Here is a 25,143-nt window from a genome sequence, read left to right as displayed (position 1 = left end):
CTCCGCCGCCCCCCCCCCCACCCCCGCCCCCCCCCCCCCCCCCGCACACCCCCCCCCCCCCCCCCCCCCCCCCCCCCCCCCCCCCCCCCCCCCCCCCCCCCCCCCCCCCCCCCCCGGCAGGCGCGCCGCGTTGTGTCGCCGACCGCTGTTGCTGCTATTTCTTCTTTTTGTGCTTGGGCGGCAGTGTCGCGACGTACGCCTGTGCCTTGTTGACCCACCGGGTCGCCTGCTCGGCGGTGAATGACGGCGGCAGGGACAGGTATCCACCCATGGGCCGCTCGGGTGGGCCGAACGGCTCCACACCGTCGATCGTCGCCAATTCGGCCAGGTCGTCGGCGGCGAGTTTCACGCCGACCGACGAGCCGAACAGCCCGGCGAACATGTTGCCGTTCACGAACGCGCCGAGGTTGCCGAACATCGGCTTGACCTCCACCTCCGGCCCGTCCGGGATGAGGGAACGGAAGAACTGCTTGTCCGCCTCGGTGGGCTTGGGCATCTGCATCGAAGGCTCCGATCAGGCAGTCGCGGGGCGGCGACCGGTGAAGGCGGCCAGCCGCTCCATCGGGTCGGCGCCCGACGTCGGGGCGACCTCCTCGGCGAACGCCGCGCCGCGAGCCCCGGGAACGAGCTGCTCGGCGAGCTTGTGGACGTAGGCCACGACCTCGTCACTGACGACCAGGACGGTGCCGCTGCCCTGCGCCATGTCCCACGCGTGCAGCAGGAACTCCACCGGCATGATGCCCGCGGCGAACCTGGCCGGCATCTCGCCGCCGCCAGGGCCCGGGACGGTGCCGTCGAGACCGCGGGCGCGCCATCCCTCGATGGCCTGCGCCGCCATCGTCGCCACCCGGTTCTCCAGCGAGCCCGCCTCGGGGTTCACGACCTCGACGCCGGCCATCGAGCCGAAGGCGACCATGGAGCCGAACAGGTGCTCGGCAAGGTCGTGGCAGGTGAACTCCGCGCACGGGGTCTGCTTGGCCCGGTCCTCGGACGTCAGCTGACGCAGGACCGCCTGAAGCGCGGCCAGGGTGGCCTCGGCGGCGGACAGCTCGTCGAGCTGCTCGGGAGCGGCGGACCACTCGTCGGGCCCGGCATCCCCGGTGGCGGCAGCCTTCTCGAGGCGGCCGAGGTAGTGGTTCCAGCCCTGGGCGTGCATCGCCGCCTGCTCATCGGTCAGCCCCTCGTGGGTAAGCGTGACCTGGGTGCCGTCCGCGACCGGCTCGAGCGTGATCGAGACGGTCGAGGTGTCGGCGGCGAGGTCGGGATGGCCTTCCCACCCCCAGCCGAACACGACACGCTTGCCGGGCTCGATCTCTCGGAAGGCGCCGACCGCCACATGACCGGGGGTGATGGTCCAGCGGTAGTCACCGCCCACGCGCAGGTCGACCCGGGCGGACACCGTCTGCCAGCGGCGCAGCCGCTCCGGCTCGGTGATGAGGGCGAACGCCTCGTCGATGTCGACGGGAAGGACGACGATCTTCGTGAACATCAGTTGTCTCTCTCAATCCGTTGAGACTTCAGGGTGCGCGCGTCGGCAACCAACAGATCGAGCTCGGCGGTCCAGAACCGGTCAATCTCGGCCTGCAGCTGACGGAGCCCCTCGGGAACGACGCGATAGATGCGCTCGCGGCCGACCTTCTCGGCCTGCACCAGACCAACGTCCGCCAGCAACAACAGATGCTGGGAGATCGCCGACCGGGTGACCGTGAACTCCGCCGCGATGCTGCTGACCGTGCGGGGCTGCGACGCGAGTAGCTGCAGGATGCGTCGCCGGGTGGGCTCAGCTGCGGCAGACAGCGCGTCGATCACGGAAAACACGTTAGCGTCGACTAACGCTTGTCGTCAAACGCGCACCACCTGGTCAAGTGCCGATGGACCAGCTCTGACAGAGGATCAACGCCGACCCCAACTTCAACCGGAATGCTGAAGACGCCCTGGTTGGCCTCGGATGAGGCATACCGTGGGTTTTGCGTAAGGGTGATCGTGGAACTGGCACGCCAGGCGGGCACGCCGGCGCCTGCTATCAAGATGGTTGCCTTTTTGGCTGACCAGGTCCTGCACCACCTCATGCATGGGGCGGCCGTCGATGTGACCAAGAGGTTCATGCCGCCACGGGGTGGGGCGTAGGGCGCGCGGTTGACCGACGGGTGGGCTGGACGGCCGGCCGCGGTCCGGCACGGCGCCGGCGTGAACTGAGTCAGGCGGTGTCCAGGCGGCCGCGCTGGTGCAGGACGAACAACAGCGTCATGGCCGGCACGACGAGCAGGAGCGCCGCGGCGGCGACGAGGGTGAGCGACGCCAGGGTGGCGTCGGGAGCGGCGGCCTCGTCGATGCGCAGGTGGGTGCCCAGCAGGTACGGGTATTGCGCGACGCCCCAGCCGACCACCACCGTGCCGGCCGCGCTGACGGCAAGCGCCTGCAGCACCCTGGGTGCCGCTCGGTGCAGCAGCGCGATGCTGGCCAGCCCGCATGCCGCGGAGACCAGCACTAGCGGCAGGCCGCGGCCGGTCAGCCCGGAGAACAGGCGCCCGGCGTCAGTGTGCAGGATGGCGATGCCCGCCAGCGCCACGGCGCCGGTCGCCACGGCGCTGGTCTGGGCCCGACGGCGGAACCAGCGCTCCAGGCCGGCGTCGGCGTAGGCACGGGCCTCGGCGGTGAGAAACACCGCGGCGACGAACGCGCACACCCCAACCGCGAGCACCCCGCCGAGCAGCGACGTCGGGTTGACCCAGCTGGTCACGGGATTGCCGTGTCCGCCGGCGGGCACCCGCCCGGAGGCGATCCCGCCGGCGACCGTGCCGAGGAAGAACGGCGTGAGCACCGACGAGGTGGCGAACGCTGCCCCGGTCGCCCGCTGTTGGTCGGTCTTCACCACCACCTTCCGGAACGCGAAGCCGCTGCCGCGGACCACGATGCCCAGCGCGGCGAGGCCCAGCGGGATGTAGAGCGTGGTCATGATCGCGGCGAACGCGACCGGGAAGCCGGTCCAGAGCATGACCAGGCAGAAGATCAGCCACACGTGGTTGGCTTCCCAGACCGGCGCCAACGTGTGGTCGATCAGGTGCCGAGGGGCCCTCCCGCGTCGGGCACCACCAGCCGTGAGGTCCCAGAAGCCGGCACCGTAGTCCGCGCCGCCCAGCACGGCGTAGGCGGTGACACCGATGAACAACACGACGGCGGCGAACGTGCTCACGCCTGCCCTCCGGCGGGCGCCGACGCCGAGGCCGGGGGCGGGCCGTAGGGCACGTCCGTCTCGGTAACCGCGCCCTGGTCGCGCCAACGGCGGCTCAGTAGTCGCAGGACGTACACGGTGGCGGCGCCGACCGCGATATACAGCGCGACGATGGCGGCGAAGAACAGCCACAGGTTGCCGGACGTGGCGACCGCGTCGCGGGTGAGGAGGTGACCGACGACCGTCCACGGCTGTCGGCCGACCTCGGTGACCACCCAGCCCGCCTCCAGCGCCACCACCGCGAGCGCGCCACTGATCGTGGTCGCCCGCAGGAACCATCTGCTGCGCGGCGGATCACGGCGGCGCCACCAGGCCAGGGCGTACCAGGCGGAGAGGGCCAGCAGCGCCGTGCCGATACCGACCATGACGTCGAAGCTCAGGTGAACGATCGCGACTAGCCGGTCCGGTGGCCGCACCTCGGCGGGGATGGCGTCCAGGCCCTGGATGCGGGTCGAAGGTGAGTAGCCGGACAGCAGCGAGGCTCCCGACGGAATCCTGATGCCGCCGTGCACCTCCCCGTTCGCGAAATAGCCGCCCAGCACCTCCGGCACGTGGGTGCTCGTGGTCGGGACGGCCTCGATCGCGGCGAACTTCGCCGGTTCGTTCCGAAAGACCTCGCGCGCGGCGATGTCGCCGACGAAGATCTGCAGCGGGGTGGCCAGCGCCGCGACGGTCAGCGGTATCACCAGGCCGAGCCGGTGATAACGGTCGCGGCGGCCGCGCAGCATCCCGGCCGCGTACACGCCGGCGACGACGAACCCGGCGACCATGTACGCGGCCAGCAGCATGTGGATGGCCTCATACCAGAACGCGCCGTTGAAGATCACCTCCAGCGGGCGGACCTCCACGATCTTGCCGTCCCGCATCGTGTACCCGCCCGGCCGGTTCATCCAGGCGTTCGCCGCGACCACCGAGAGCGTGCCGCCGATCCCGGACAGCACCACCGGCACACCCGTCCAGAAGTGCGGCCACGGGCGCATCCGCCGCCACCCGTACACATAGATGGCGACGAAGACCGCCTCCAGGAAGAAGAAGAGACCCTCGACCGCGAACGGGATGCCGAACGCCGGGCCGTAGGTGCCCATCAGTCGCGGCCAGAGCAGCCCGAGCTCGAACGACAGCACCGTGCCGGACACCGCGCCGACGGCGAACAGCACCGCCGCCACCTGCGACCAACGCCGGGCCAGCAGCAGCGCGGTCTGGTCGTTGCGACGAATGCCGCGGGCGTTCGCGATCAGCATCAGAAAGGTGAAGGCCACCCCGAACGGCACCAGGATGATGTGGAAGCCGAGGGTGAAGGCCATCTGCTCCCGCGCCGGCAGCAACTGCGCCGGATCGGCTCGCACGAGGCCGGCGCCGAAGGCCACCAGTGACAGGCCAGGCATGGCACGTGTTACCCGCCGACGGCAACCGGAAACGTACCGATGGGGTGAGGATCCGACACCCGACCCCTGCAGCCCAGCAAACTGCCAGCCAGTAGCGTGCCAGCGTTGAAGGCCGGGTGCCGTCGTGTACCTTCACATCCCCCAGCCACTCGATCAACCAGTCTTCCACCGTCCGAGGGTGCCCCGTTAGATCGACGCCGAGCTGCAGTCGGCGCCGCAGCTCATCCCGCTTTCGGACCCTTCGGACCAGAAGGTGGCTGTACAGCCATTCGTACATGCAAGCCAGCCGACGGGCATGGCCCGAGGGCGGCGTCAGGCTACGCAACGAGCAGGTCAGCGACAGTGAGCGACGACGGCCGACAACAGCCTTGATCTTTGCAAGGCAGGGGCTAGGGGTTCGAGTCCCCTGGGCTCCACCCGCAGATCGGATATGTCCGATTAACGAAAGCCCAGCTCATTCGTGAGCTGGGCTTTCGTCCGTCTGGGGCGGACGGGGTCATCGATGGTCATGTGGCGGTGCGCGAACCGGGTACCTTCGCTCTTCTCGGCCAGCACCGTATGGTTGGCCGACCTCAGGCTGGGTCAGCTGGTGAAGGACTCGGGGCCGAAGCGGCCCCATGCCAGGAAGGCGGCGAGGGCGAGATAGATCAGGTCGGGCGTGATCGTGGCTCGTTCGCCGCGGCGCAGGCGCATGGTCACCGCCCCTGTGAACAGTGTTGCGACGCACGTGGCGGTGATGGGTACCAGGATCGGGGCGATGTTGAGTACGGCTGGCAGGATCAGTCCCGCTGCGGCCAGGATCTCGAGGGTTCCGATGGCCCGGAGTGCACCTGGACTGAAGTCCAGGATCCATTGCGCGGCGGCGCCGCCCATGGCTGCGATCTTCTCTCTGGGTACGAACATCTTGGACGTGCTGCCCAGCAGGATGGTGGCCAGCAAGCCCGCGATGATCCATAGGGCTACGTTCATTGACATGTCCTTTTTATGGTTGTCTGGCTTCCCGTGCCGGGTAGCACGGGAAGCCGCTGCGGCTGTTGTGGGATCGCGGCGTGGTCGTTGCGGCGTCGGCGAGCTGCGCGGATCTGGGTGCCGAGGTTTCTGTCGGAATGGCGATGGCGCGCCTTGCGGCGATGCCGAGACCCAGCACACCGGTGAGCCGGTCTTGTGAGTCGAAGATCGTCGTGCCAGGCAGAGCGTCGACGGCTGGGACCGCATCCGGTCGATGTCCGTGGCCCGGTGCGGGTCGCTTCTTGCATCGGGCCACGGGCATCGCCGTGAGCTACAGGCGATGCTGTCAGCCGCCGAGGGCGAGCATCACCAGTGGGCCGGTGTCGACGGCTTCCCAGTGTTCGCTGATCTTGCCGTCGCGGACGCGGAAGATGTCTGCCGTCCGGAATTCCAGGTGCTGTCCTTTGCCGGTGATGCCGAGGCTGGGCAGGTCGTGCACGACCGTCCCGGTCACCGTGCGGAAGGTGACCGCATCGGTGCACTTGGTGACGGTCTGGGTGGTGGTGCTGGTGATGTCGGGCACGGCGTACACCATGCCGGTCCACCATTGCTTGAGTTCTTCTCTGCCGCCCGGTGGCACGTAGGGGCTGTGCTGCACGAAGTCCTCGGCGAAGTACCGGTCGATCAGGTCGACTTGATGGTCGGTGAAGACGTTCTGCAGCGCACCGTTGACCACGTCGCGGTTGCGTTCCTCCTGGCAGCCGTCGGCCTTACCGTCGGCGTCGCCCGCTGCGGCGGGCAGGGGGCTGATCGCTGCGACAATGCCGATCAGCAGACCAGCGGCGAGCATCGCCGCATGACGGCGTGACGGGCGGGGAGCGTGTTCACGCATGGTTAATCCTCTTGTCCGTTCTAGCTCGTGCGTTGACGAGCTGGTGGGGGGTGTTGCATCGCTCAGCGCGTGCGTGCCCCGGCCACGTGGGCTGGAGTACGCGGCCGGGTAGTAACATTCGCTCGCTGGCGGATGCCGTCGTCGGGGCCGCCAGTGACGACTTTCCGTGTAGGATCCGCTGACAAGTCTCGATGTCAGCTGGCGAGTTTGTTGCGGCGGCCGCCGGTCATGCCGAGCATCCGTGCCGGCAGGGGGAATTTCATCCGGTAGAACTTCAGCGGGCTGCTGCTGACCGCCTCCTTGTAGGCGATCGCGGCCTTGGCCTTGAGATAGATCCGCCGGGGGGTGTCGTCGGGGTAGGTGAACTGGATGACCGCGTCCTTGCGGCCGAGCGAGACCGGCTGGTGCCAGTAGCCGAACCGGAACGGCTTGGGCTGCTTTCCCCGGATCTGCCGGACGATCGCCTGCGCGGCGTGGGCGGCCATCGGGATCCCGCTCTGGCAGGTGCCGTGGATCACCCCGTAGGACTGGCGGATCGCCCCCGCGTCGCCGACGGCGTAGACCGACGGATGTGACACCGAGCGCAGGGTCGAGTCGACCACGATCCGCCCGGCCTGGTCGGTCGTGATCCCGGCCTCGGCGGCCAACGGCGCATAAGCGACACCAGTAGTCCACAGTGTGCCGTCGGTGGGCAGCAGTTCGCCGTCGCCGAGCTCGATCGCGTCGGGCAGGACCTTGGTAACGGTCACACCGATGCGGACCTCGACGCCGAGCCGGTCGAATGCCTTGCGCATGTGAGCGCGTGCCGTCGGGCCCATCATCGCGCCGGGCTCACCCTGGCTGACCAGACGCACCCGCAGGTGCGGGTACGCCTCGGCGATCTCGGTCGCGGCCTCGATCCCGGTCAGGCCGGCGCCGCAGACGGTGAACGTGCCCGTGGCTGTGCGCAAAAACTGCGGCAGTGCGGGGTCGCTGATGGTGAACGCGTGCTCGACCGGCGGGGTGTAACTGCCGATCGCATACACGAGGACGTCGTAGGACAGCTCGGTGTCGCCGACGAGCACCCGCTTGCGGGCAACGTCGATCCGGGTCGCCCGGCCCAGAACGAACCGCACACCCGCACCCGCCACCAACTCGGGAATGCGGTGGTCGCCAAGCTTCTGCCCGGCGGCGACCTGGTGCGACCGCAGGCGCTCGACGAACCGGTCGCTCCGGTTGACCAAGGTGACCTGCGCGTCCCGGATACGGCGCGCCACGCCGAGCGCCGCGATCATGCCGGTGTAACCGGCGCCGAGAACCATGACTTGCGTTGTCATGCCAGCTCCTCCTTGAAGCGTTGCCGCCACGACGGGAATCGCAGCGTCCATCCGAGTTCCCCCTTGGCCTTGGCGTTGGAAAAACCCCGCCCTTGCGTCATCCATAGAGCGAGATTCATGGAAGTACCCTTTCGCGGCTGTCTGCCTTCCCTGCCGAGTAGCACGGGAGGCCGTTGCGGTTACGGTGGGATCGAGGCTCAGCCATTGCGGCGTCGGCGGGCAGCGCGGATCTGAGCACCGAGGTCGCTGTCGGAGTCGAGATGGCGCAGCTTGTCAGGGTTGACGATGGAGTGGATCGCCTGGATTTCACCGTCGGCGATGTCGAGTCCCAGCACGCCGAAGAGCCGGTCCTGCGAGTCGAACATCATCGCGCCGGGCAGACCATTGACGTCGGCGATCTCGATGCGCACGCCACCGTGCGGTGCCGCCATGGACACCGCGGTCAACAGGTGCCCTGCCACGCGCTCCCGGCCGTTCATCGGCCGCGCCAGCGCGGGGACGTTCCCGCCACCGTCGCCGTGCAGGACCACGTCCTGGGCCAGCAGTGCCTCCAGCGCCCGCAGGTCGCCCTGCTCGGCGGCGGCGAAGAACCGCCGGGTCAGCTCTTCTCGCTGGCGCCGAGAGGCGTGGTGGCGTGGCCGACGATCCTGGACGTGGGCACGAGCCTTCGCCACCAGGTGCCGGGTGCTGTCGACGTCGGTGCCGATGATGTCGGCGACCTCGGCGTACGGATAGTCGAACACCTCACGCAGCAGGAACGCGGCCCGCTGCCGTGGCGATAGGGTCTCCAGCAGGACAAGGAACGCCAGCGACAGCGAGTCGGCGGTCTCCGCGTGGTCGGCGGGCGACGGATCGGTGACCAACGGCTCGGGCAACCACTCGCCGACGTATTGCTCGCGTCGCACCCGCGCTGAGCGAACCTGATCGATGGCTAGTCGGGTGACCAGTGTGGCGATGTACGCCTGCGGCGAGGCGATCTGCTCGTCTCGCTCGAGCGTCAGGTGCATCCGCAAGAACGCCTCCTGCACCACGTCTTCGGCCTCGCTCACGCTGCCGAGCATCCGATAAGCGATGGCGAACGCCCGCGGGCGCAGCTCGTCGTAGAGATCGGCGGATGACACGGTCAGCCCAGCCCTTCCATGAACACCGGCGCCAGCTCGGGTACCGCAGCGTCCAGCCCGGTTCGCGATTGACGTTCTCGCTGTTGATCCTGCAAGCGAGGATCATCGACTTCATCACGGCCTTGAGCGATGACGATTCTCATGACATCTCCGTTCGTTCGTGCTCACCAACAAAGACGAGACGGCTCGGCACCCCATGAACGGCAGTTACCCAGGTCACAATGCGCGCAGGAACGCGGTCATGTCCGAGCTGGGTGCGACCCGCAAGTTGAAGTTGATCGCGCTGCCGATCCGGAAGTCGGGTCACCGCGCAATGCTCGGCCGCCATACTCATGGCCATCCTCTATCGCAGGTTGCCGGAGCGGACGCTCAGCCTCAGCTCCGCGGGGGGCCTGGGCGGAAGTGTCTCCACGAGAACGGCGCGACCGAGATCTCGGTCGCGCCGTTGCGCAGGTGCGGGACTACGCGACGCGTCGCCGGACCGCCGAAACAACCACCGGAGGCCCCTGAACAGCGTGAATGCGGTTCGGGTTGTGCCACATCGGGTCCACCTTGTTGATCTTTCGTGCGAACCAGTGGCCGCGGCGCGGCGCGCCGCTCTGCGTGGCTGCTCGACGCGGACTGTGGCTGGCAGCGGAACCGCCGCCGAATGTACTAGCGTCGTGGGGATGAGGAACCGCGCTGCGAGGTACGAGCCACTGACGGTGGCACGCCTGGGTGCTTTGCTCGTTGGATCCGACGAGACGCGACGGTGGCGGCTGGTGGCAGAGTTCCTCGAGGAGTACCGATGGGAGCCAGCCCAGACGCGCGCCGGGCTGCTGGACCAGGAACCAACTCCTACTGGCGACGAGCACTGGGACGTGTTCCTCGCGGCATTGGCGGAGCACTTGGCGGCCAAGGACGGGCGGGGTGCGCCGCCGTGGGTCGAGACGCGGTCGCTCCGGCGGTTCTGGTTCCCCTTCAACACCCGCGCCGCCCGGGTCGACGCGGTGGTACATGCGCCGGCAGCGTTCCGTCGTCGGGGCGTGTACGTGTCGGCGCAGGAGTTGAACGTCGCGTGAGCCTCGATGATCCACTGTTGGACCGCGCGGCGATCGAGGATGCCTTCCGCCGGCTCGGGGACCGGCTGTCGAGGCGAGGTGTGGTCGCGGACCTCTACATCTTCGGCGGCGCGGCCATGGCTCTGGCCTACGACGCCCGACGGGCGACTCGTGACATCGATGCGGTGTTCCAACCCCATGGCGTTGTGCTCGACGAGGCCCGTGCGGTAGCGGATGAGCTCGGCCTGCCGCACTGGTGGCTCAACGAGCAGGCGAGTGCCTATGTCGCTCCGGGAGGCGACGCGACGGCTCCGCGCGTCTTCGACCACCCCGGCCTGCGGGTGGCGGCGGCGTCTCCGGAACATTTGCTGGCCATGAAGGTGCTTGCCGCACGACGGCGGGACGCCGAGGACATCCGGTTCCTGGTCGCCCACCTGAAGTTGACCAGCGCGGAGCAGGTCCTCGCTCTGTGCGCGGAGATCTTCCCGGAGGAGGAAGTCCCAGGCCGGGCAAGACTCGTGCTCGACGACGTTTTCGACGGCTCGTAGCTCCGTCATCGGGCTTCCCGCGACGTACGGGAGCTGCGCGAGCGCAGCGGCAACGGGTCACCGGCGATGGTCGCCGGCTGGTTCGCATGGTGGTGCCTCCGCCCCACCAGCACTTACCTTGGTTGATCTTCGCGTCGAGTACAGCCAAGCGGTCACGCCGTCCCCTCCTCGCTCAGCACCCGATCGATGGCCGAGGCAGCCTGACGCGCCCGCGCCGGCAGGACGTGTCCGTAGGTGTCGGCCGTCATCCGGATCGTGGAGTGCCCGAGCAGCTCCATCACCGTGCGCAGCTCCTCGCCCTGGTCGAGCAGAAACGTGGCGAACGCGTGCCGCAGATCGTGCAGGTGCAGCCAGCCCAGGCCGGCCGCCGCCCGGAGCTGCTCAAAACGCCGGTTGACGTTCCACGGCTCCATCGGCGTGCCGATCGTGCTGGCGAAGACCAGGCTCAGATCCGACCACAACTCGCCGGCCGCGAGCCGTTCCTTGCAGCGTCTGCCGAACGAACAGCGCCCGTCCGGACAGGTCGACATCCGACCATCGGAGGCCCAACAGCTCAGCCCGCCGGAGCCCGGTCGCCAGCGCCAGGACGAACAGCGATTCCAGCCGGTCCCCGCTCAAAACCGACAGCAGCGTCTTGGCTTCCTCGGGCGTCAGGGCACGTCGCTCGGTCCGGCCGAGAGCCGGCGGCTTGGCAGCCTTGGCGACGTTGCGCGGCACCAGGTCCATCCGCTCAGCGTCGGCCAAGGCGACCCGCAGCACAGCGTGCACCTTGATGATGCTGGCCGGCGCGAGCTTGCCCCGCAGCCCGGTCAGGAACCGCTGTACGTCCCGAGGCGTCAGCCGATCAAGGCGGCCCGCAAAGCGGGCCGCGCCGGCCCGGCCCCGGCCTGCTCGCGGCCTCCGGCCGGCATCCGCCGGGCCGGCCGGACACGCTGGGCAGAACCGAGGGCATGAAGAGCTGAGGTGGGACGATCGCCGTCGGTGTTGCTCTCCGTCGAGGGCGGGGCGATCGCTGCCGCGGCAGCAGAGCTGCTTGCCTCCGAGTCACGCGGGTACTGTCCGCGGTTCGATGACGACGAGGGCCAGGGCGTGAGCCCCCCGGGTGCCCGATCCTCTACGCCACCCGGCCGGCGTCAAGGGCGCTGCGCGTCGGCACGCCGATGGCCGACGGCCACCCTTGACACCGACCAGGCGCGGCAGTCCTTGGCACCTATCCAGGGGACGGGGGCAGCGTGGCGGCGACCTTCGGCAGAGAGGCCGGACGGTCTACGACTGCCTCAGACTGGGCCGGTGACGAGGAGGGCTTTATGGTGGCTCCACAGCCACTGTAGGTACTGCTGCACTTCCTCCGGCGTGGCGACCCATCCGTTGTCCATGTAGTTGAGGATGCGTTTGATCTCGCCGGGTACGAGGTCGTAGGCGGTCGCTCCGGTTTCCGGGACGGGTGTGTCAGGGGGGACGGCCACGGGAAGCGGGATCATGGGGAGCCGAAATCCACTCCTGGTGAAGGCATTGAGGACCGTGAGGTAGACGCGGGCCAGGTGGTAAGGGGAGACAACGAGCGCGAGGCTGGTGATGCCGCGGGCCTGAACCTGGTTGACGATCCATGCGGCCTGCAAGCCGGTGTTGGGAGCCGGCTCGGCTTGCAGGTGGACCCCGTTGGTGCGACGAAGGCCGAGGCTCCGCAGGTAGTCGAGCGTGATCTCGACGTACGTCTCTTCATCAGGGTTCCCGTTCGCCACCAGAAGGTAGCGAAGCGCTGGGTTCGCCTCCCAGTTATGGATCGCATGAGTGAGACGCCATTCCTCGCCCTGACCGGTGGCTACCACGAGCGCGTCGACGTGGTCGGCGGCTGATTGGGGAAGGGTCAGGATCACCGTGAGGGCTTTCATCACCTCTACGAGTTGGCCGGCTGTGAAGCCGGCTAGATCCTCTTCCGCCACAACCCGAGGGGCCGCCTTGTTGGGGTTCACCGAACCGCCCCGACCGCGTCGTGAAGGCCGGTGCGCAAGACCAGGGACGCCAGGTCGTCGGGTTGAGATAGGGAGATCATGCATGCGATCTTTCCAGCCTCATTGAATCCATGGGCCGACGACTTCCCATTGCGGCGGAGGAATCGCGTTGACGTGCGAGGCAGTTCGAGCCTGCCTGCCTCCTGACCGCGAGCGGTCCGCATCTAATCCGCAAGAGGTCGGCGGAAGGCGGGGGAGTCGCGTGAGATGTCGAGAGATGTTTCCGCTGCTGGACCGTCATGTGCCCAGGTAGTCGGCGCTGGCATTTTGCTCCATAATCCCTCGGTCGCCGGTTCGCGTCCCGCCCGGCCCATCACCGAAACAACAGCTCTGACTGGTCATCGCCGGTTGGCGCGCCGCGCCGCGAAGAACTTGTTCGTCCGGTCGTTGCGCCGCTCCCATCCCGACAGCCGGACCCGTACATGCGGCGCTGCCCGGTGGACCTCGTCCACAAAGTCGACGAGTCCCTCGCCGGTGATGACGCTCCAGGACCGACCATCACGCCGGACCACCCTGACGGCGTTGTTGTCGCCGTAGCCCGGAGCTCCGATCTCCGCGAGGTCTGCCAGAGGTATCCGGTACCGGGCCAGCGGAGCCCCGATTCGCAGGTCCACGTCAGTGAGATCCATCCGGTAGAACGCCCGCGCCACCGTGTACCACCACACCGAGGGAATCGCCAGCGCCAGGAAGAGCAGCTTCTGCCACCACGGTCCAACATCGATCTGCCACATGACGAAGGGCGCCGCGATCGTTGCGGCCAGCGCGGCCGCGACCCTAAGGAGAATCGGGCCCCGGTACCGCGCCTGGGCAAATCCACGTGCCATCGTCAACCCCCTATGACCCCGCTGGGAACTCGTTACCCGCGCGATGACCGCACCACACTTCGATCGATTCATGAGGCCGTCCCGCCGCAGAGAAACCAACCACAACCCTCGCCGTGCAGGCCGCGTGCGCCGACGCCGGCGTCGAGGTCGGTGACGTTCGGCGAGGTGGCGACCAGCAGGTGGAAGGTGTGCAGGTTGAGCTCCAGCGACGGCGAGGGATGGTCCGTGTGCAGCTCGATGTGGCTGCGTTCCCACAGCCGCCGCCACGCCCGTACCTGGTCACTCAGCAGCTCGCTGAAGGAGCCCGCCCGGGCCGCCGCTTCCCGGGACGCGGTGGCCGGCTCCGTGACCGCGCGGTCCCGGGAGGTGTGGTGGGCGGCGATCTTCTCCACGCGCAGCGGCTGGCCCGTCTGCACCGCGACCGCCCAGGTCTGGTTTCGAGAATCGGTGGGTATCGCAGCGACGGTGGGGATGGCCCCATCCGGCACCGCCCGTGCGGCGCAGGGCGCAGCTCCGGTCAGTTCCGGTCAGGCGTGTTGCGGGTCCGGTAGCGCCGGATTCCGATGCGAGCCAAGGCGACCAGCGCCACCTTGACGACGACGAGCGCCACGACCACGTCGACGGCCATGCCGGTCCATCGAGATTCCGCCAGGACCGCACCCGCCAGCCCGAGGTGTAGACCGAGCACGACGACGGCTGCCACTGCGAGAAGGATCGTCTGGGATCGCGGAAATCCTGGCCAACGCTTCGACGGCACTCGGGCGAGGGGCCGAACCGGGGCGGCACCGGCAGGGTCAAGCCGCTGCCAAATGATGGACAGCGGGTTTCGACGACTGAATCGCTCGAGGTTGCGGGTGATGAGGTCGCACATCTGACCCAGGCCATCCTCGTCGACACCGTCGACACGCACCGTCAGAGTTCCGTCGTCGGCGGTGAACGTGGCCCGGCCCCATGGGGTGAAGGTGACGGTTCCTTTCGTCTCCGACCACTCAGCCGCGACCTGCACCTCGCGACGGGCCATCATGGTGTGTAGATGTATGCGTGATGTGTGGCTGCCGTTGCCCATGGCCGCTCCGTGTTTGCAGAACTGGACGAGGTAGCGACTCGCCCGGTCGGTCTGAACCTCAGCTTGCATAGTCGGCACGGCAATTCCTTCTTGATCTTCTGTCCGAATGTGAGCGGGCCCGGCTGATCGCCGAGGCGCGGCGTGGACGGATCGGGACCTGCGGTCGCGCACCCCAGCCAGCGGGATATCCGCCGAACAAGTTATCGAGACAGTCTGTCTGCGTCAACAGCATACTGGCTTGTTCCTGGACAGTGTGTATGATCGTGGCATGCCCAAGCTGTGGACCGAGACCATCGACGCGCACCGCGCGGCGGTTCGGGACGCGGCCATGAACGCCATGGCCGCGTTGGTGGCCCAGCACGGGCTGGTTGCGGTGACGATGTCGCAGATCGCCGAGCGGGCCGGTATCGGCCGAGCGACCCTGTACAAGTACTTCCCGGACGCGCAGGCCGTTCTCACCGCCTGGCACGAACGTCAGATAACCGAGCACCTCGACCAGCTCAACGCCGTCGTCGACCCCGCCGCCCCCGCCGTGGTGCGCCTGGAAGCTGTCTTGCGTACCTACGCGCACCTCCAGCACCATTCAGCGCGCCACCACGGCGGCGAGCTCGCCGCGCTGCTGCACCGAAGCGAGCACGTCGACCGCGCCCGGCAACGCCTACGCGACTTCGTCGAGCAGTTGCTCGCCGAAGCAGTGCGGGACGGCGACGTCCGCGACGATGTGGCCACCGACGAGCTGGCCACGTACTGCCTGCATGCGCTCACCGCAGCCGGCACCGTCCCCCACCAGGAGGCCGTCCACCGCCTGGTCAGCGTCACCCTGGCCGGGCTCACCCCGCCTCGCCCGTGAGTGTGCGCCCGTTCCCGGCGCTGGTGCAGGATGGACTGCATGGCGAAGATCTGGGAACGCGCACTTGACGCATTCTTCGGCCATCCCCGTGGCCTACCCGGACGCGCCGGCGGAGCCATCATGGCCAGAGGCAACGCCGATCAGGAACGCTGGGCGGTGGAGCGCACGGCACCATCGACCGGTGCCCGCCTGCTGGTCGTTGGGCACGGCCCGGGCGTTGGCCTCGCTCTTGCCGCCGACCGCGTGGGCCCCACCGGACGCGTCGTGGGCGTCGACCCCTCCGCAACCATGCGCCAGCTGGCCACCGCTCGTTGCTCCGACGCGATCGCCGCTGGCGTGGTCGAGATCTACGACGGCACCGCCGACCACACCGGCTGCGCCGACGCCAGCATGGACGCCATGGTCTCGGTCAACAACGTGATGCTGTGGGACCGGCAGGCCGGCCTGGCCGAGGCGTTCCGGGTGCTGCGGCCCGGCGGGCGCCTGGTGATAACGGTGCACCGCCACGTGCTGAACACCTCACCCGAGCAGCTGGCCGACGATGTCTCCGCCGTCGGCTTCGCCGACGTAAGCCTCCAGGTACGGCCGCGGCGCATGAACAGCCCCGCCATCGAACTGGTCGCCCGACGGCCCACCGACTGATCAGCGACGACAACCTGGCCGGTGCCACGCACGCTTGGCCACGACAATCAGATGCTCCCCGATGACCTCATGGCGCCGACGTTGGCGTGTCCCGAGCCCCTGCTCGGCGTGCAGCGGCAAGGGGCGCGTGCACAGCCGGCCGGCGGCCCCGGGCAATGGTTCATTTTCACCGAAGGTCTAGCGACACGTGAAAATATTTGACAGTGTGGCGGTCACCTGCGTGATCGCGTTATCTGGCGACACGTCTGACGTGAGGGGGCGCCGTGCGTAGACCTTCCCGAATCCGATCACTCGTCGTCGCGGGCGCGGCGATACTGCTCGCGGTGATGTCATCGCCAGCCGAGGCGCACGAGCCGTGGGACGACGGCGCTGTCCCGCCGCCTCCGCCGAGCAGTCCCGCCGATGGTTACAGCAAGAACATGCACCTGCTCTCGACCGCCGCCCACACCGGCGGCACCAACTCCGACCTCGCCTTCTCCGGCAACCTCGTCTTCGCCGGCCACTACGGCGGGTTCCGGATCATCGACATCTCGGACCCGGGCGCGCCGGTTGAGTTGGCCGACGTGCATTGCAACGGCCCCCAGGGCGACGTGTCGGTCTGGGGTGATCTGCTGTTCCTGTCCGTGGACACGCCGCAGAGCACGCCAGGCTGCGAGGGGTCCCGTAACGTCACGGCGTCCACCCTGGGCGCCTGGGAGGGAGTGCGGGTTTTCGACGTCAGCGACCCGAGCGCGCCGCGGTTCCTTCAGGCGATCCGCACCGACTGCGGCTCGCACACCCACACCCTAGTGCCGCGTGAGGACGGCGGCACCTACATCTACGTCGCGTCGTACCCGCTGAGCGCCAGCGCCATCGGGCCGGACTGCCGGGCCCCGTTCGAGCGGATCTCGGTGATCGACGTCCCGGGCGGTGACGCAACCGCCGGCCTGGCCGCGAAGGTCGTCGCCGAGCCGACCATCAAGGGGATCGACCTCTTCGCTGGCGCGTCCGGTGACTTCTTCGCCTGCCACGACATCCAGGTGCTGACCCCACGCAAGCTCGCCGCCGCAGCCTGCCTGTCCCAGGGGCAGCTTTGGGACATCAGCAACCCCCTGGCGCCCCGCGTGATCGCTAACATCGACACGCCGGACGTGGACATCTGGCACAGCGCGGCGTTCACTCACGACGGGAAGTACGTCACCTTCGGCGACGAGTACTTCGGGCCCGCGCAGGAGCCTTTCGGTGCGATCTGGACGTACGCGGTCGACGACCCCAGCACGCCGCTGAGCCACCTGCGCATCCCGCGCGCCGAGCCGAGCACGTACCACAACTTCAACTACGTGCCGGTGGCCGGCCGCAACATCCTTGTCTCGTCCGCGTACGGCTCGGGGACCTCGATGGTTGACCTGACCGACCCGCGTAACCCGAAGGAGATCGGCTACTACGACATGCGGTCCAACCAGTGGTCGACCTACTGGTACAACGGCCTGATCGTTGCCAACGACATCTCCCGCGGCGTGGACGTGATCCGGTTCAGCGGCCCGGAGACGGCCGGTGCCAGGAAGCTGCCGATGCTGAACCCGCAGACCCAGACGTTCCTGCTCCGCTGACACTGCTCCAGCAAAGCGGGCCTACCAGCGAACCCGCACGTCCGGTGGCTTTTGGCCGTTCGGCCGCAAGGAGCACCTCGCGGCGCCAAGGTGGGGGAGGCGAACTCGCACCAGAGGCGATGATGCGGATCGCCGCCAACTCCACCCCCATGAACGCCCGTGCAGCGACCGGGGTTTTCCGAGTGCGCCCGCCCCCCCGGGCCCATACCGCGCTGCTGCAGCCCGGCCCGGGTTTGCCGAACTGTGATGTGTGAATTGGTGGGGCTGGTCACGCCGACGGGAAAACGGTCATTTGGGTAAGGATACAGTGATTGGCCAAGCAATTCGGCGCCCAACGCCACACCGATGTCCGGTTGCGTCCCGGCAGTCCCGTCATAACTGCACATCCCATTCAGTCACATCAGTGACGTGCTGCCGGGCTATCGATCCAGGGATTCGGTACCGACAACGTGGCCTTGCGCGTCGACGTAGTTCGGCCGGAGGGCTTTGGCGTGGCCCTTCCGGCCACGATTTCCTCTGGATCGGACGGGGCAGGGTCGCGCAAGCTGGAGACGAAGGTGTCGGATGATGAGCATCGGTTGACCCTGCGCATCGGGCAGGCGTTGGCGGTCACCGGCCGATGTTGCCGCGCGGACCGGCCGGGAAGCGACACTCAACGGACGTAGCGGTGTCGTGGTGCGATCAGGCTGAGGGCTGCGAGGGTCACGGCGACGAGGCCGAGTGTGGCCAGCGGGGGCAGGGCGGCGGCGAGCGGGATGGCGGCGGCGAGGATCAGGCAGGCGATCCATCTGGTGGTTAGCCGGGTGCGTGTGGTGACCCGCAGGTACCAGGTCTGGGCGGCTACGTAGAGCAGGGGGCCACCGCCGAGGAGGAGCCCGATGGTGAGTGATCCCGCGCCGCGTGGGTGCGTGATGACGGTTTGGCAGCCGACGCCGGTGGTGACGAGTCCGGCGAGGACGACGTACTGGCCGTTGGCGCCCATCCGTGCGGTCCAGATCGGGTCGGTGGTCGGTGTCTCCTGGCGGTTGACGACGACGGGGCTTCCCGCGAAGTAAAACGCCCAGAGGGCGGCGACGAGCACGAATGCGGCGACGCCGGCGAGTATGGTGTCGGGTTCGGTTGGCGCCTCGGCAATGGCGGTCGCGGAGGTGAGGACGACCTCGCCGAGTGCGATGAGCAGGAAGAGCCGGAGTCGTTCGGCCATGTGGGTGTAGTCGAAGGCGATGTGGCGTGTCTGCAAGCGTTGATGCGGCCAGGGGTGAGCGAGCCATACGCCGGTGACGTCGATCGCGGTGGCCGCGCCCCACCACCACAGGCGTGTTCCGGGCGCGATGGCCGCGCCGACGATCCAGAACGGGGCCGAGGCGAGCAACCAGGTGAGCGCCCGGCGATAGTGCTGCCGTAGCAGCGGCGTGGGTGCCGTGGTGGCGGTGACGATGCCGCGGGCGATCTGGGTGGCGACGAGCGGGACGACGAACGCCCATCCGCCGTCGACCGTGAACGCGATCCCGATCGCGGCATTCATGAACAGCCCAAGGGCCATCGCCGTGAGCACGGCGGTCTGGGTGTGGCGACGGGTGATGTCGAAGTAGGTCGCTTCGAACGTGGTTAGTAGCCACACGGTGAACACCGCGCAGAGCAGCACGAGGGTCTCGGCTGCACCCTGCCAGGTAAGGTCGTGCAGCAGATGCTCGGACAGCTGCGAAACGGCGAAGACGAACACGAGGTCGTAGAACAGCTCGAGCGGCGAGACTTCACGGGCCCTGGCAGGAGTGGCGTGCCGGCCATCGCTGCTCTGCGGGTCATCGCCCGCACGGGAAGCTTCTCGTGGGTCGGACATGCGAATAGCCGGCTGCCTTTCGGCGCAACAGCGCGCCCTCCCCGGCCCGGCCCAGCACCTCGTACTCGGCCAGGACCTTCTGCTCCTAGGTCGCAGAGTAGCGGCACCGCTGGGGCCGGACGGGTACCTTGGATTCAGGTCCTCGGCCACCCGAACAGTCTGCAAGGGCGACGCCGCCGGCGTCATCGTTGTGATCATTCCCGGGCAGTCATCCTTCCAAGCGCTCGGGGACAGTGACCCGGCAGAGGCTCAGCGCAGGCATGACCGGGGCACGGCGGATGTGTCGTCGATTGGCATCGCCGGTCTGGGGGTGCCTGGCATTACCCCTTTCAGCAGAGGCTCCCTCGTAGTCGGCGGTACGGGTTGCATGAGGTGACAGCCATGCCCATGTCGCGCTGATAACGAGGTGCTGCTGAATGTCTGGCCACAACAGTCGTCGCCGGTTCTTGCTGGGTAGGGCCGGGCTCGCGGCGGTTCCTGTGGTGGCCGGGGTGGCGGGCTGTTCCTTGGGTGAGCAGCTACCCGCAGCACGGCACACCACGACGCCCGCGTCCGGCGGGCTGCGCTGACACCTGCAGCAGGGCCGCTCGGCCATCCCGAAGTCGACGAACCCGCGGCGCGTCGCGGACAACTTCGACATCGTCGACTTCCAGCTCACCGACGAGGAACTCGCCGCGATCGACGGCCTCGACACCGGCCGGCGCGGCGGCCCAGAGCCGGCCGACATCACTCTCGAGACCTTCGGCCGGCCGATCCCCGAAGCCTGATCAACATCGCGACCCCCGCTCTTCGGCCTCGCCGCGCAACAGCGGGGCCTCAATCGACGACACGAAGGGATCAACATGCGTACCGCCAAGCTCGGCGACCTCAAGGTCGCCCGGATCGGGTTGGGTGCGATGGGAATGTCGCACGGCTACACCGGCACCGGCACCGACGACGCCGATTCGATCCACACCATCCACCGGGCGCTCGACCTGGGTGTCACGCTCATCGATACCGCCGAGATCTACGGCCCGTTCGTCAACGAGGAACTCGTCGGCAGGGCGATCAAGGGGCGGCGCGACCAGGTGGTTCTGGCGACCAAGTTCGGGCTGTTCGCGCACGACGGCCGGGGACCGTGGACACGTGACAGCAGCCCGAACAACATCCGCATCGCGGTCGAGGGCTCGCTGCGCCGGCTCGGAACCGACCACATCGACCTGTACTACCAGCACCGGGTCGATCCGCAGACGCCGATCGAGGACACCGTGGGTGCGCTGGCCGGGCTGGTGGAGCAGGGCAAGGTCCGTCACGTCGGCCTCTCCGAGGCGTGGATCGACACGATCCGCCGCGCGCACGCGATCCACCCGGTCACCGCGCTGCAGTCGGAGTACTCCCGGGACCAGGAGCAGGTGCTGCCGGTGCTGCGCGAACTGGGCATCGGGTTGGTGGCGTACTCCCCATTGGGCCACGGCTTCCTCACCGGTACGCTGCGCACCCCGGAGGACCTCGAGCGCCTCGACGACGACTTCCGCAAGAACAACCCGCGATTCACCGGCGAGAACTTCCAGCGCAACCTGCGCATTGCCGACCAGGTGCAGACGGTCGCCGACCAGGTGGGCGCCACGCCGGCGCAGGTGGCCCTGGCGTGGTTGCTCACCAAGGGCGGCGACATTGTGCCCATTCCCGGCACCAAGCGCGTCGGCCGGGTGGAGGAGAACAGTGCCGCCGATGTTGTCGAACTGACCGCCGAGCAGATCGCGACCCTGGATCGCCTCACCCCGGCCGAGGGCGGCCACCACACCGAGGCCCAGATGCAGATGATCGAGCGGTAACCCGACGCCGGCCCGGATCAAACGAGAGGGATTGCCTGCCAAAGCGCCTCAGCTACGCGACTCCTGTCCAAACAACGGGTCGACCCGGGGGCATTCGTGGACCACGTGGGTCACGTCCGTGCTCGCGGCCGTACTCGAGTTTGATCTCATACAGGCAGGCCTGCCACCCGGCGGCAGGATTAAGTACAGCGCCTCCGTTTGAGCGGTGTAAACGACGTTACGGATGGCCCGCCGAATGGGGCAAGGTTGAACCAGGAGACGAGATCTTGTTTCTGGAATCGCCTAGGCGAATCATGCGGACTCGGTCCTGCTGCGGATCCTCCTGATCAATTGGCGGCGCTGGATTGCCCAGAGAGCCGAGGAGTCGTCGACGGGGAAGGTTCAAAGAGATTGCGACGTGACGTAGGCGCTCAGCACAGGCGCGCACATCCAATCCAGCATCTGGGCAAGCTCACTCGAACTCACCGGATGGCCGTCACGCCCCTGACAGAGTGGGTACGTGATCGGAAGCGGTCGGGGACGGGATTCGCGGCGGTCGTCCACCCGATTTCTCGGGCGGCTCGAGCTTAAGACCGCGGGCTTCGGGGTGACCCGGCTGGAACTGTTCCTCGACCTGGTGTTCGTGTCCGCCTTCCTGAGCGTGACGGACCTGATGGCGGAGACGTTCCAGATCGAGGGCCTGCTGCAGGGTGTGGTGGTGGTCCTGCTGCTGTGGCGGGCGTGGACCTCGTACACCCTGGTCGGCAACGTCGTCCGGCTCCGGTGGGGAATCATCCGGCCGATCATGTTCGGGGTGGCCGCGACCATCCTGCTGACCGGTATCGCGACGCCGGTGGCCTTCGTCGATCGACCGGGGGCGCTCTTCGGGCCACTGATCTTCGTGGTCGCCTTCGTGCTGGCTCGGCTGGTGGCGGCACTGATCCTGACCTACACGGCTTGGGGCACGCTGGGTACGCGGCGGCTGGCGCTGGGGATGTGGCTGCCGTTGTGCGCCAGTGCCGCGCTGCTGCTGTGCGGGGCCCTGCTGCCGCATCACCTGCCGGCGGGAGTGAACGGTGAGGCCGTCCGGCTGGCCTTCTTCCTCATCGCCGCGGGGATCGACTTCATAGGCGTCCGGGCGATCGGGGTGGGCGCCTTGCGGATCGTGTCGGTGCCGCACTGGACCGAGCGGCACCGACTGATCGTGCTCATCGCCCTCGGCGAGACGATCATCTCGATCGGCACCAGCCGGGGCCTGAACGGCGGCCCGCCGATCACCTGGGCGGTCATCACCGGCTCGGCGCTGAGCCTCGTCGTCGTGGCCGTGCTGTGGTGGCGCTACTTCGACATCGCCGGGCTCGCCGCCGAACAGGCGCTGGAGCCGGGCCCGGCAAGCCGGAGATCGGCACTGGGCCGGGACGCGTACAGCCTGCTGCACGCCCCCATGATCGTCGGACTGGTCCTGCTCGCGCTGGGCCTCAAACGCGCGTTGAGTTCGGTCGAACCCGCGACCGCGCCCCGATGGGACCGGCTGAGCGTGTTCGTTCTCTACGGAGGCGTCCTCCTCTACCTCCTCAGCCTGACGGCCTTGGAACGCCGCACCATCGGTCTGCTCGGGCGCAGCCCGCTGCTGGGAATCGTCCTGATCATCGCCCTGCTGCCGGTTGCGGTCCAACTGCCGGCGGTGGCCGTGGTGGGGCTGCTGGCCGCCGTGCTCGTGAGCATGGTGCTGGTCGACCTCTCCGTGTTCCGCCGGCGCCACCGCGCACTGCACGACATGGTCGCGCCGGTGGCGGCCCGCGCCGCCGGCACCGGCGTCACGCCGAAGGAACTGTTCCTCGACCTGGTGGTCGTGTACACGTTCATCCAGGTCAGCGTGCTGATCGCCCGGCACCCCTCCGCGCTCGGGGTCGCCCAGGGGCTGGCGGTGCTCACGCTGCTGTGGACGGCCTGGTGCGCCTACGCAGGGCTCGGCAACGCCCTGCGCAGCGAGTCCATCCTCGCCCGGCTGAGCGTCCTGCTGATCGTGGCGCTGACCCTGACGATCGGCATCGCCACCCCGCAGACGTTCGACCGTGTGCCGGGCGGCCTACCCGGTCCCATGATCGTTGTGCTCTGCTACGTCGCACTGCGAGTGCTGCACCTGGCCGCGCTCCGTCGGGTCGCTGGCGCGGCGCTACGCGCACAGCTGTGGCGGGTCAGCGTCACGACGGTGACGGCGCTGATCCTGCTGCTGCTCGCCGCGGTGGCCGTCTCGCGACCGCGCGGGTCCCACACCGGGCAGCTCGCAGCCGCCCTCTGGATCGCGGCCATCGTCATCGACCTCGCCGGCGCCTACCTCGTCGGGTCGAGGTTCTGGCAGATCGGTTCCGCGCGGCACTGGACCGATCGATACGAACTCATCATCCTCATCGCGCTGGGCGAGGCGATAATATCGATCGGCGTGGCCGTATTCGGTCGCCCGATCTCCTGGCCGGTCATCGCCGCCATCGCGGTCAGCATGGTCCTGTTGTCCAGCCTGTGGTGGGCGTACTTCGACACCGATGCCGTCGTCGGGCACCGGACCGTGCAGGCCCTGCCCGGCCGGCAGCGCGCGACGCTGGCCCGGGACGCCTACACCTACCTGCACCTGCCCATGATCGCCGGACTGATCCTGCTCGCCTTCGGCCTGCACGAGTTCCTCGGCGCGATCAGCCACCCACCCGGTGCGCACCTCCGGCTCGCGCACCTGGCCCTCTTCACCGGAGTCGTCCTCTATCTCCTGGCCAACCAGGCATTCTGGTGGCGTGTCCGACACGACATCCGCCGGGTGAGGGTCTTCGGGATCCTGCTCATCGCGGCCCTGGCCCCGGCCACCAGCCCCTTGTCCCCACTCTGGGTACTGACCATCCTGGCCACCGTCACCGCCACCGTCATGGCGATCGACTCCCGGCGGGCCGTCGACCTCCGGCAACAGCTGCGCGAACCACGACCGTCGACCATCCTCGCCGATGCCCGTCCGCTCAAACCCCTCCAATAAAGCCGACGGTGTGCCTACCGGAAATCTCATCCGAGCAGGTCAGGCAGCGTGTTTGTACTCGTGCAGGATGCCGCCGAGACGATCGCGTCTGTGGATGTCGAGGTGGGCGAGTCGGTCCGGGTCCGTGATCGGTTCGGGTAGCGGCCGGAGTGGTCTGGCGTTGGCGGTGCCCTGGTGCGGCCTGTGCTCGTTGTAGAAGGTCTCGAACTCCCGCAGGGGGTACAGCAGATGCCGCTGGTTCCAGACCAGCGTGCGGTCGAGCAGTTCGCGGCGGCAGGTTCGCACCCACCGCTCCATTACGGCGTTCATGCGGGGCATACGGACACCACTGCGCACGATCGTGATCCCCGCGTCGGCGAGGATCGCGTCGAGCAGCGCCGGGTACTTCCCGTCGCGGTCGCGGATGAGGTACCGGGCGTTCGCCCCCGCGTCCTGCAGGTCCATGACGAGGTTGCGGGCAGCCTGGGTCACCCACGCGGCCGTTGGGTGCGCGGTCGCGCCGAGGATGCGGATGCGGCGGCTGGCGTGCTCGATGACCGCGAGGATGTACATCCGGGCGCCGGTGAGGGTGACGGTCTCGATGAAGTCGGCGGCCAGCAGGGCCTCGGCCTGCGAGTGCAGAAAGTCCGCCCAGGTCGTGGCGGCCCGGTCGGGCGCGGGGTCAATGCCGGCCTCGCGCAGAATCTCCCAGACCGTTGACGCGGCGGCCGTCACGCCCAGGGTGAGCAGTTCGCCGTGCACTCTCCGATAGCCCCAGCCGGGGTTCTCCTTCGCTAGGCGCAATACCAGGGCCCGGATCGACCGGAGGGTGCGAGGCCGACCCCGCCGGCGAGGGCGCGACGCGGCGGCGTGGCGGCGCGCGAGCAGGTCGCGGTGCCAGCGCAGGATCGTGTCGGGGCGTACCAGCAGCCGCAGGTTGTGCAGTGTTGGCCGCGGGAGCCGGTGCAGCAGCGCCGCCAGTAGCGCCCGATGAGCCGGTTCGAACCGGATCTTCTGTCCGCCGAGGTGACGCTGCAGCACCGCGAG

Annotated in this window: 25 protein-coding genes; 7 read left to right on the top strand and 18 right to left on the bottom strand. The window is 68.4% G+C overall.

Annotated features, from left to right (window positions below; all coding sequences use genetic code 11):
• Positions 1-154: 154 nt before the first annotated feature.
• From ACZ6S5_RS32520 to ACZ6S5_RS32475, 10 genes are all read right to left on the bottom strand, one after another.
• Positions 155-502 (bottom strand): TfoX/Sxy family protein, encoded by a 348-nt coding sequence (locus ACZ6S5_RS32520; protein ID WP_466006088.1) that lies wholly within the window; start codon positions 500-502, stop codon positions 155-157.
• Positions 503-514: 12 nt separating this feature from the next.
• Positions 515-1,489, bottom strand: coding sequence for a TIGR03086 family metal-binding protein (locus ACZ6S5_RS32515; RefSeq protein WP_466006087.1), 975 nt, complete (start codon positions 1,487-1,489; stop codon positions 515-517).
• Entirely contained in the window at positions 1,489-1,809 is a 321-nt protein-coding gene (locus tag ACZ6S5_RS32510; protein WP_466006086.1) for an ArsR/SmtB family transcription factor, read from the bottom strand. Before ACZ6S5_RS32510 ends, ACZ6S5_RS32515 begins: the two co-directional genes overlap by 1 nt.
• Positions 1,810-2,197: 388 nt before the next feature.
• Positions 2,198-3,193, bottom strand: a complete 996-nt coding sequence (locus ACZ6S5_RS32505; protein ID WP_466006085.1) for a cytochrome d ubiquinol oxidase subunit II — start codon at positions 3,191-3,193, stop codon at positions 2,198-2,200.
• The gene (locus ACZ6S5_RS32500) at positions 3,190-4,617 is read right to left on the bottom strand and encodes a cytochrome ubiquinol oxidase subunit I (RefSeq protein WP_466006084.1); all 1,428 of its coding nucleotides are present in this window, start codon (positions 4,615-4,617) and stop codon (positions 3,190-3,192) included. The genes ACZ6S5_RS32505 and ACZ6S5_RS32500 overlap by 4 nt, the downstream gene beginning before the upstream one ends.
• 582 nt (positions 4,618-5,199) lie before the next feature.
• Complete coding sequence (locus ACZ6S5_RS32495) at positions 5,200-5,586, bottom strand: DoxX family protein (protein WP_466006083.1); 387 nt, start codon at positions 5,584-5,586, stop codon at positions 5,200-5,202.
• A gap of 325 nt (positions 5,587-5,911) precedes the next feature.
• Positions 5,912-6,457, bottom strand: coding sequence for a nuclear transport factor 2 family protein (locus tag ACZ6S5_RS32490; protein WP_466006082.1), 546 nt, complete (start codon positions 6,455-6,457; stop codon positions 5,912-5,914).
• A gap of 194 nt (positions 6,458-6,651) precedes the next feature.
• Positions 6,652-7,773: an NAD(P)/FAD-dependent oxidoreductase gene (locus tag ACZ6S5_RS32485; RefSeq protein ID WP_466006081.1), complete on the bottom strand. Its 1,122-nt coding sequence runs from the start codon at positions 7,771-7,773 to the stop codon at positions 6,652-6,654.
• A 197-nt stretch (positions 7,774-7,970) separates the two neighbouring features.
• Positions 7,971-8,894 carry an RNA polymerase sigma-70 factor gene (locus tag ACZ6S5_RS32480; protein WP_466006080.1) on the bottom strand — a complete coding sequence of 308 codons (924 nt, stop codon included), beginning with the start codon at positions 8,892-8,894 and terminating at the stop codon, positions 7,971-7,973.
• A gap of 2 nt (positions 8,895-8,896) precedes the next feature.
• Positions 8,897-9,037, bottom strand: a complete 141-nt coding sequence (locus ACZ6S5_RS32475; RefSeq protein WP_466006079.1) for a hypothetical protein — start codon at positions 9,035-9,037, stop codon at positions 8,897-8,899.
• Positions 9,038-9,655: 618 nt separating this feature from the next.
• On the opposite strand from ACZ6S5_RS32475, the gene ACZ6S5_RS32470 reads away from it, so the two are divergent.
• Positions 9,656-9,955 (top strand): hypothetical protein, encoded by a 300-nt coding sequence (locus ACZ6S5_RS32470; RefSeq protein WP_466006078.1) that lies wholly within the window; start codon positions 9,656-9,658, stop codon positions 9,953-9,955.
• Complete coding sequence (locus ACZ6S5_RS32465; protein WP_466006077.1) at positions 9,952-10,482, top strand: DUF6036 family nucleotidyltransferase; 531 nt, start codon at positions 9,952-9,954, stop codon at positions 10,480-10,482. Before ACZ6S5_RS32470 ends, ACZ6S5_RS32465 begins: the two co-directional genes overlap by 4 nt.
• A gap of 152 nt (positions 10,483-10,634) precedes the next feature.
• Here the strand turns inward: ACZ6S5_RS32465 and ACZ6S5_RS32460 are convergent, their stop codons facing one another.
• The 6 genes from ACZ6S5_RS32460 to ACZ6S5_RS32435 all read right to left on the bottom strand — a co-directional run bounded on the left by ACZ6S5_RS32460 (position 10,635) and on the right by ACZ6S5_RS32435 (position 14,453).
• A complete protein-coding gene (locus tag ACZ6S5_RS32460) occupies positions 10,635-10,895 on the bottom strand; it encodes a tyrosine-type recombinase/integrase (RefSeq protein WP_466006076.1) in 261 nt (86 codons plus the stop codon).
• Positions 10,864-11,241: a tyrosine-type recombinase/integrase gene (locus tag ACZ6S5_RS32455; protein ID WP_466006075.1), complete on the bottom strand. Its 378-nt coding sequence runs from the start codon at positions 11,239-11,241 to the stop codon at positions 10,864-10,866. Before ACZ6S5_RS32455 ends, ACZ6S5_RS32460 begins: the two co-directional genes overlap by 32 nt.
• Before the next feature lie 518 nt (positions 11,242-11,759).
• The gene (locus ACZ6S5_RS32450; protein ID WP_466006090.1) at positions 11,760-12,374 is read right to left on the bottom strand and encodes an ElyC/SanA/YdcF family protein; all 615 of its coding nucleotides are present in this window, start codon (positions 12,372-12,374) and stop codon (positions 11,760-11,762) included.
• A 458-nt stretch (positions 12,375-12,832) separates the two neighbouring features.
• Entirely contained in the window at positions 12,833-13,324 is a 492-nt protein-coding gene (locus tag ACZ6S5_RS32445; RefSeq protein ID WP_466006074.1) for a hypothetical protein, read from the bottom strand.
• Between the two features lie 62 nt (positions 13,325-13,386).
• Complete coding sequence (locus tag ACZ6S5_RS32440) at positions 13,387-13,734, bottom strand: hypothetical protein (protein WP_466006073.1); 348 nt, start codon at positions 13,732-13,734, stop codon at positions 13,387-13,389.
• Between the two features lie 101 nt (positions 13,735-13,835).
• The gene (locus tag ACZ6S5_RS32435; RefSeq protein WP_466006072.1) at positions 13,836-14,453 is read right to left on the bottom strand and encodes a DUF2218 domain-containing protein; all 618 of its coding nucleotides are present in this window, start codon (positions 14,451-14,453) and stop codon (positions 13,836-13,838) included.
• A gap of 199 nt (positions 14,454-14,652) precedes the next feature.
• Here ACZ6S5_RS32435 and ACZ6S5_RS32430 point away from each other — a divergent pair, with 199 nt between their 5' ends.
• The 3 genes from ACZ6S5_RS32430 to ACZ6S5_RS32420 all read left to right on the top strand — a co-directional run bounded on the left by ACZ6S5_RS32430 (position 14,653) and on the right by ACZ6S5_RS32420 (position 17,465).
• Entirely contained in the window at positions 14,653-15,234 is a 582-nt protein-coding gene (locus ACZ6S5_RS32430; protein ID WP_466006071.1) for a TetR/AcrR family transcriptional regulator, read from the top strand.
• 39 nt (positions 15,235-15,273) lie between these two features.
• On the top strand, positions 15,274-15,876 hold the full coding sequence (locus ACZ6S5_RS32425; RefSeq protein ID WP_466006070.1) for a class I SAM-dependent methyltransferase: 603 nt from the start codon (positions 15,274-15,276) through the stop codon (positions 15,874-15,876).
• Positions 15,877-16,202: 326 nt separating this feature from the next.
• Positions 16,203-17,465: an LVIVD repeat-containing protein gene (locus tag ACZ6S5_RS32420; protein ID WP_466006089.1), complete on the top strand. Its 1,263-nt coding sequence runs from the start codon at positions 16,203-16,205 to the stop codon at positions 17,463-17,465.
• Between the two features lie 652 nt (positions 17,466-18,117).
• Here ACZ6S5_RS32420 and ACZ6S5_RS32415 read toward each other — a convergent pair.
• Positions 18,118-19,305 (bottom strand): low temperature requirement protein A, encoded by a 1,188-nt coding sequence (locus ACZ6S5_RS32415; RefSeq protein WP_466006069.1) that lies wholly within the window; start codon positions 19,303-19,305, stop codon positions 18,118-18,120.
• Between the two features lie 842 nt (positions 19,306-20,147).
• Here ACZ6S5_RS32415 and ACZ6S5_RS32410 point away from each other — a divergent pair.
• Both ACZ6S5_RS32410 and ACZ6S5_RS32405 read left to right on the top strand, forming a co-directional pair.
• A complete protein-coding gene (locus tag ACZ6S5_RS32410; protein ID WP_466006068.1) occupies positions 20,148-21,119 on the top strand; it encodes an aldo/keto reductase in 972 nt (323 codons plus the stop codon).
• Positions 21,120-21,705: 586 nt separating this feature from the next.
• Positions 21,706-24,117 (top strand): low temperature requirement protein A, encoded by a 2,412-nt coding sequence (locus ACZ6S5_RS32405; RefSeq protein ID WP_466006067.1) that lies wholly within the window; start codon positions 21,706-21,708, stop codon positions 24,115-24,117.
• Between the two features lie 39 nt (positions 24,118-24,156).
• Here the strand turns inward: ACZ6S5_RS32405 and ACZ6S5_RS32400 are convergent.
• A partial coding sequence (locus tag ACZ6S5_RS32400; RefSeq protein ID WP_466006066.1) for an integrase core domain-containing protein occupies positions 24,157-25,143 on the bottom strand: 987 nt, incomplete at its 5' end.

The organism is Micromonospora sp. NPDC051924, from assembly GCF_055586005.1.
This window is presented reverse-complemented; position numbering and strand designations above follow the sequence as displayed.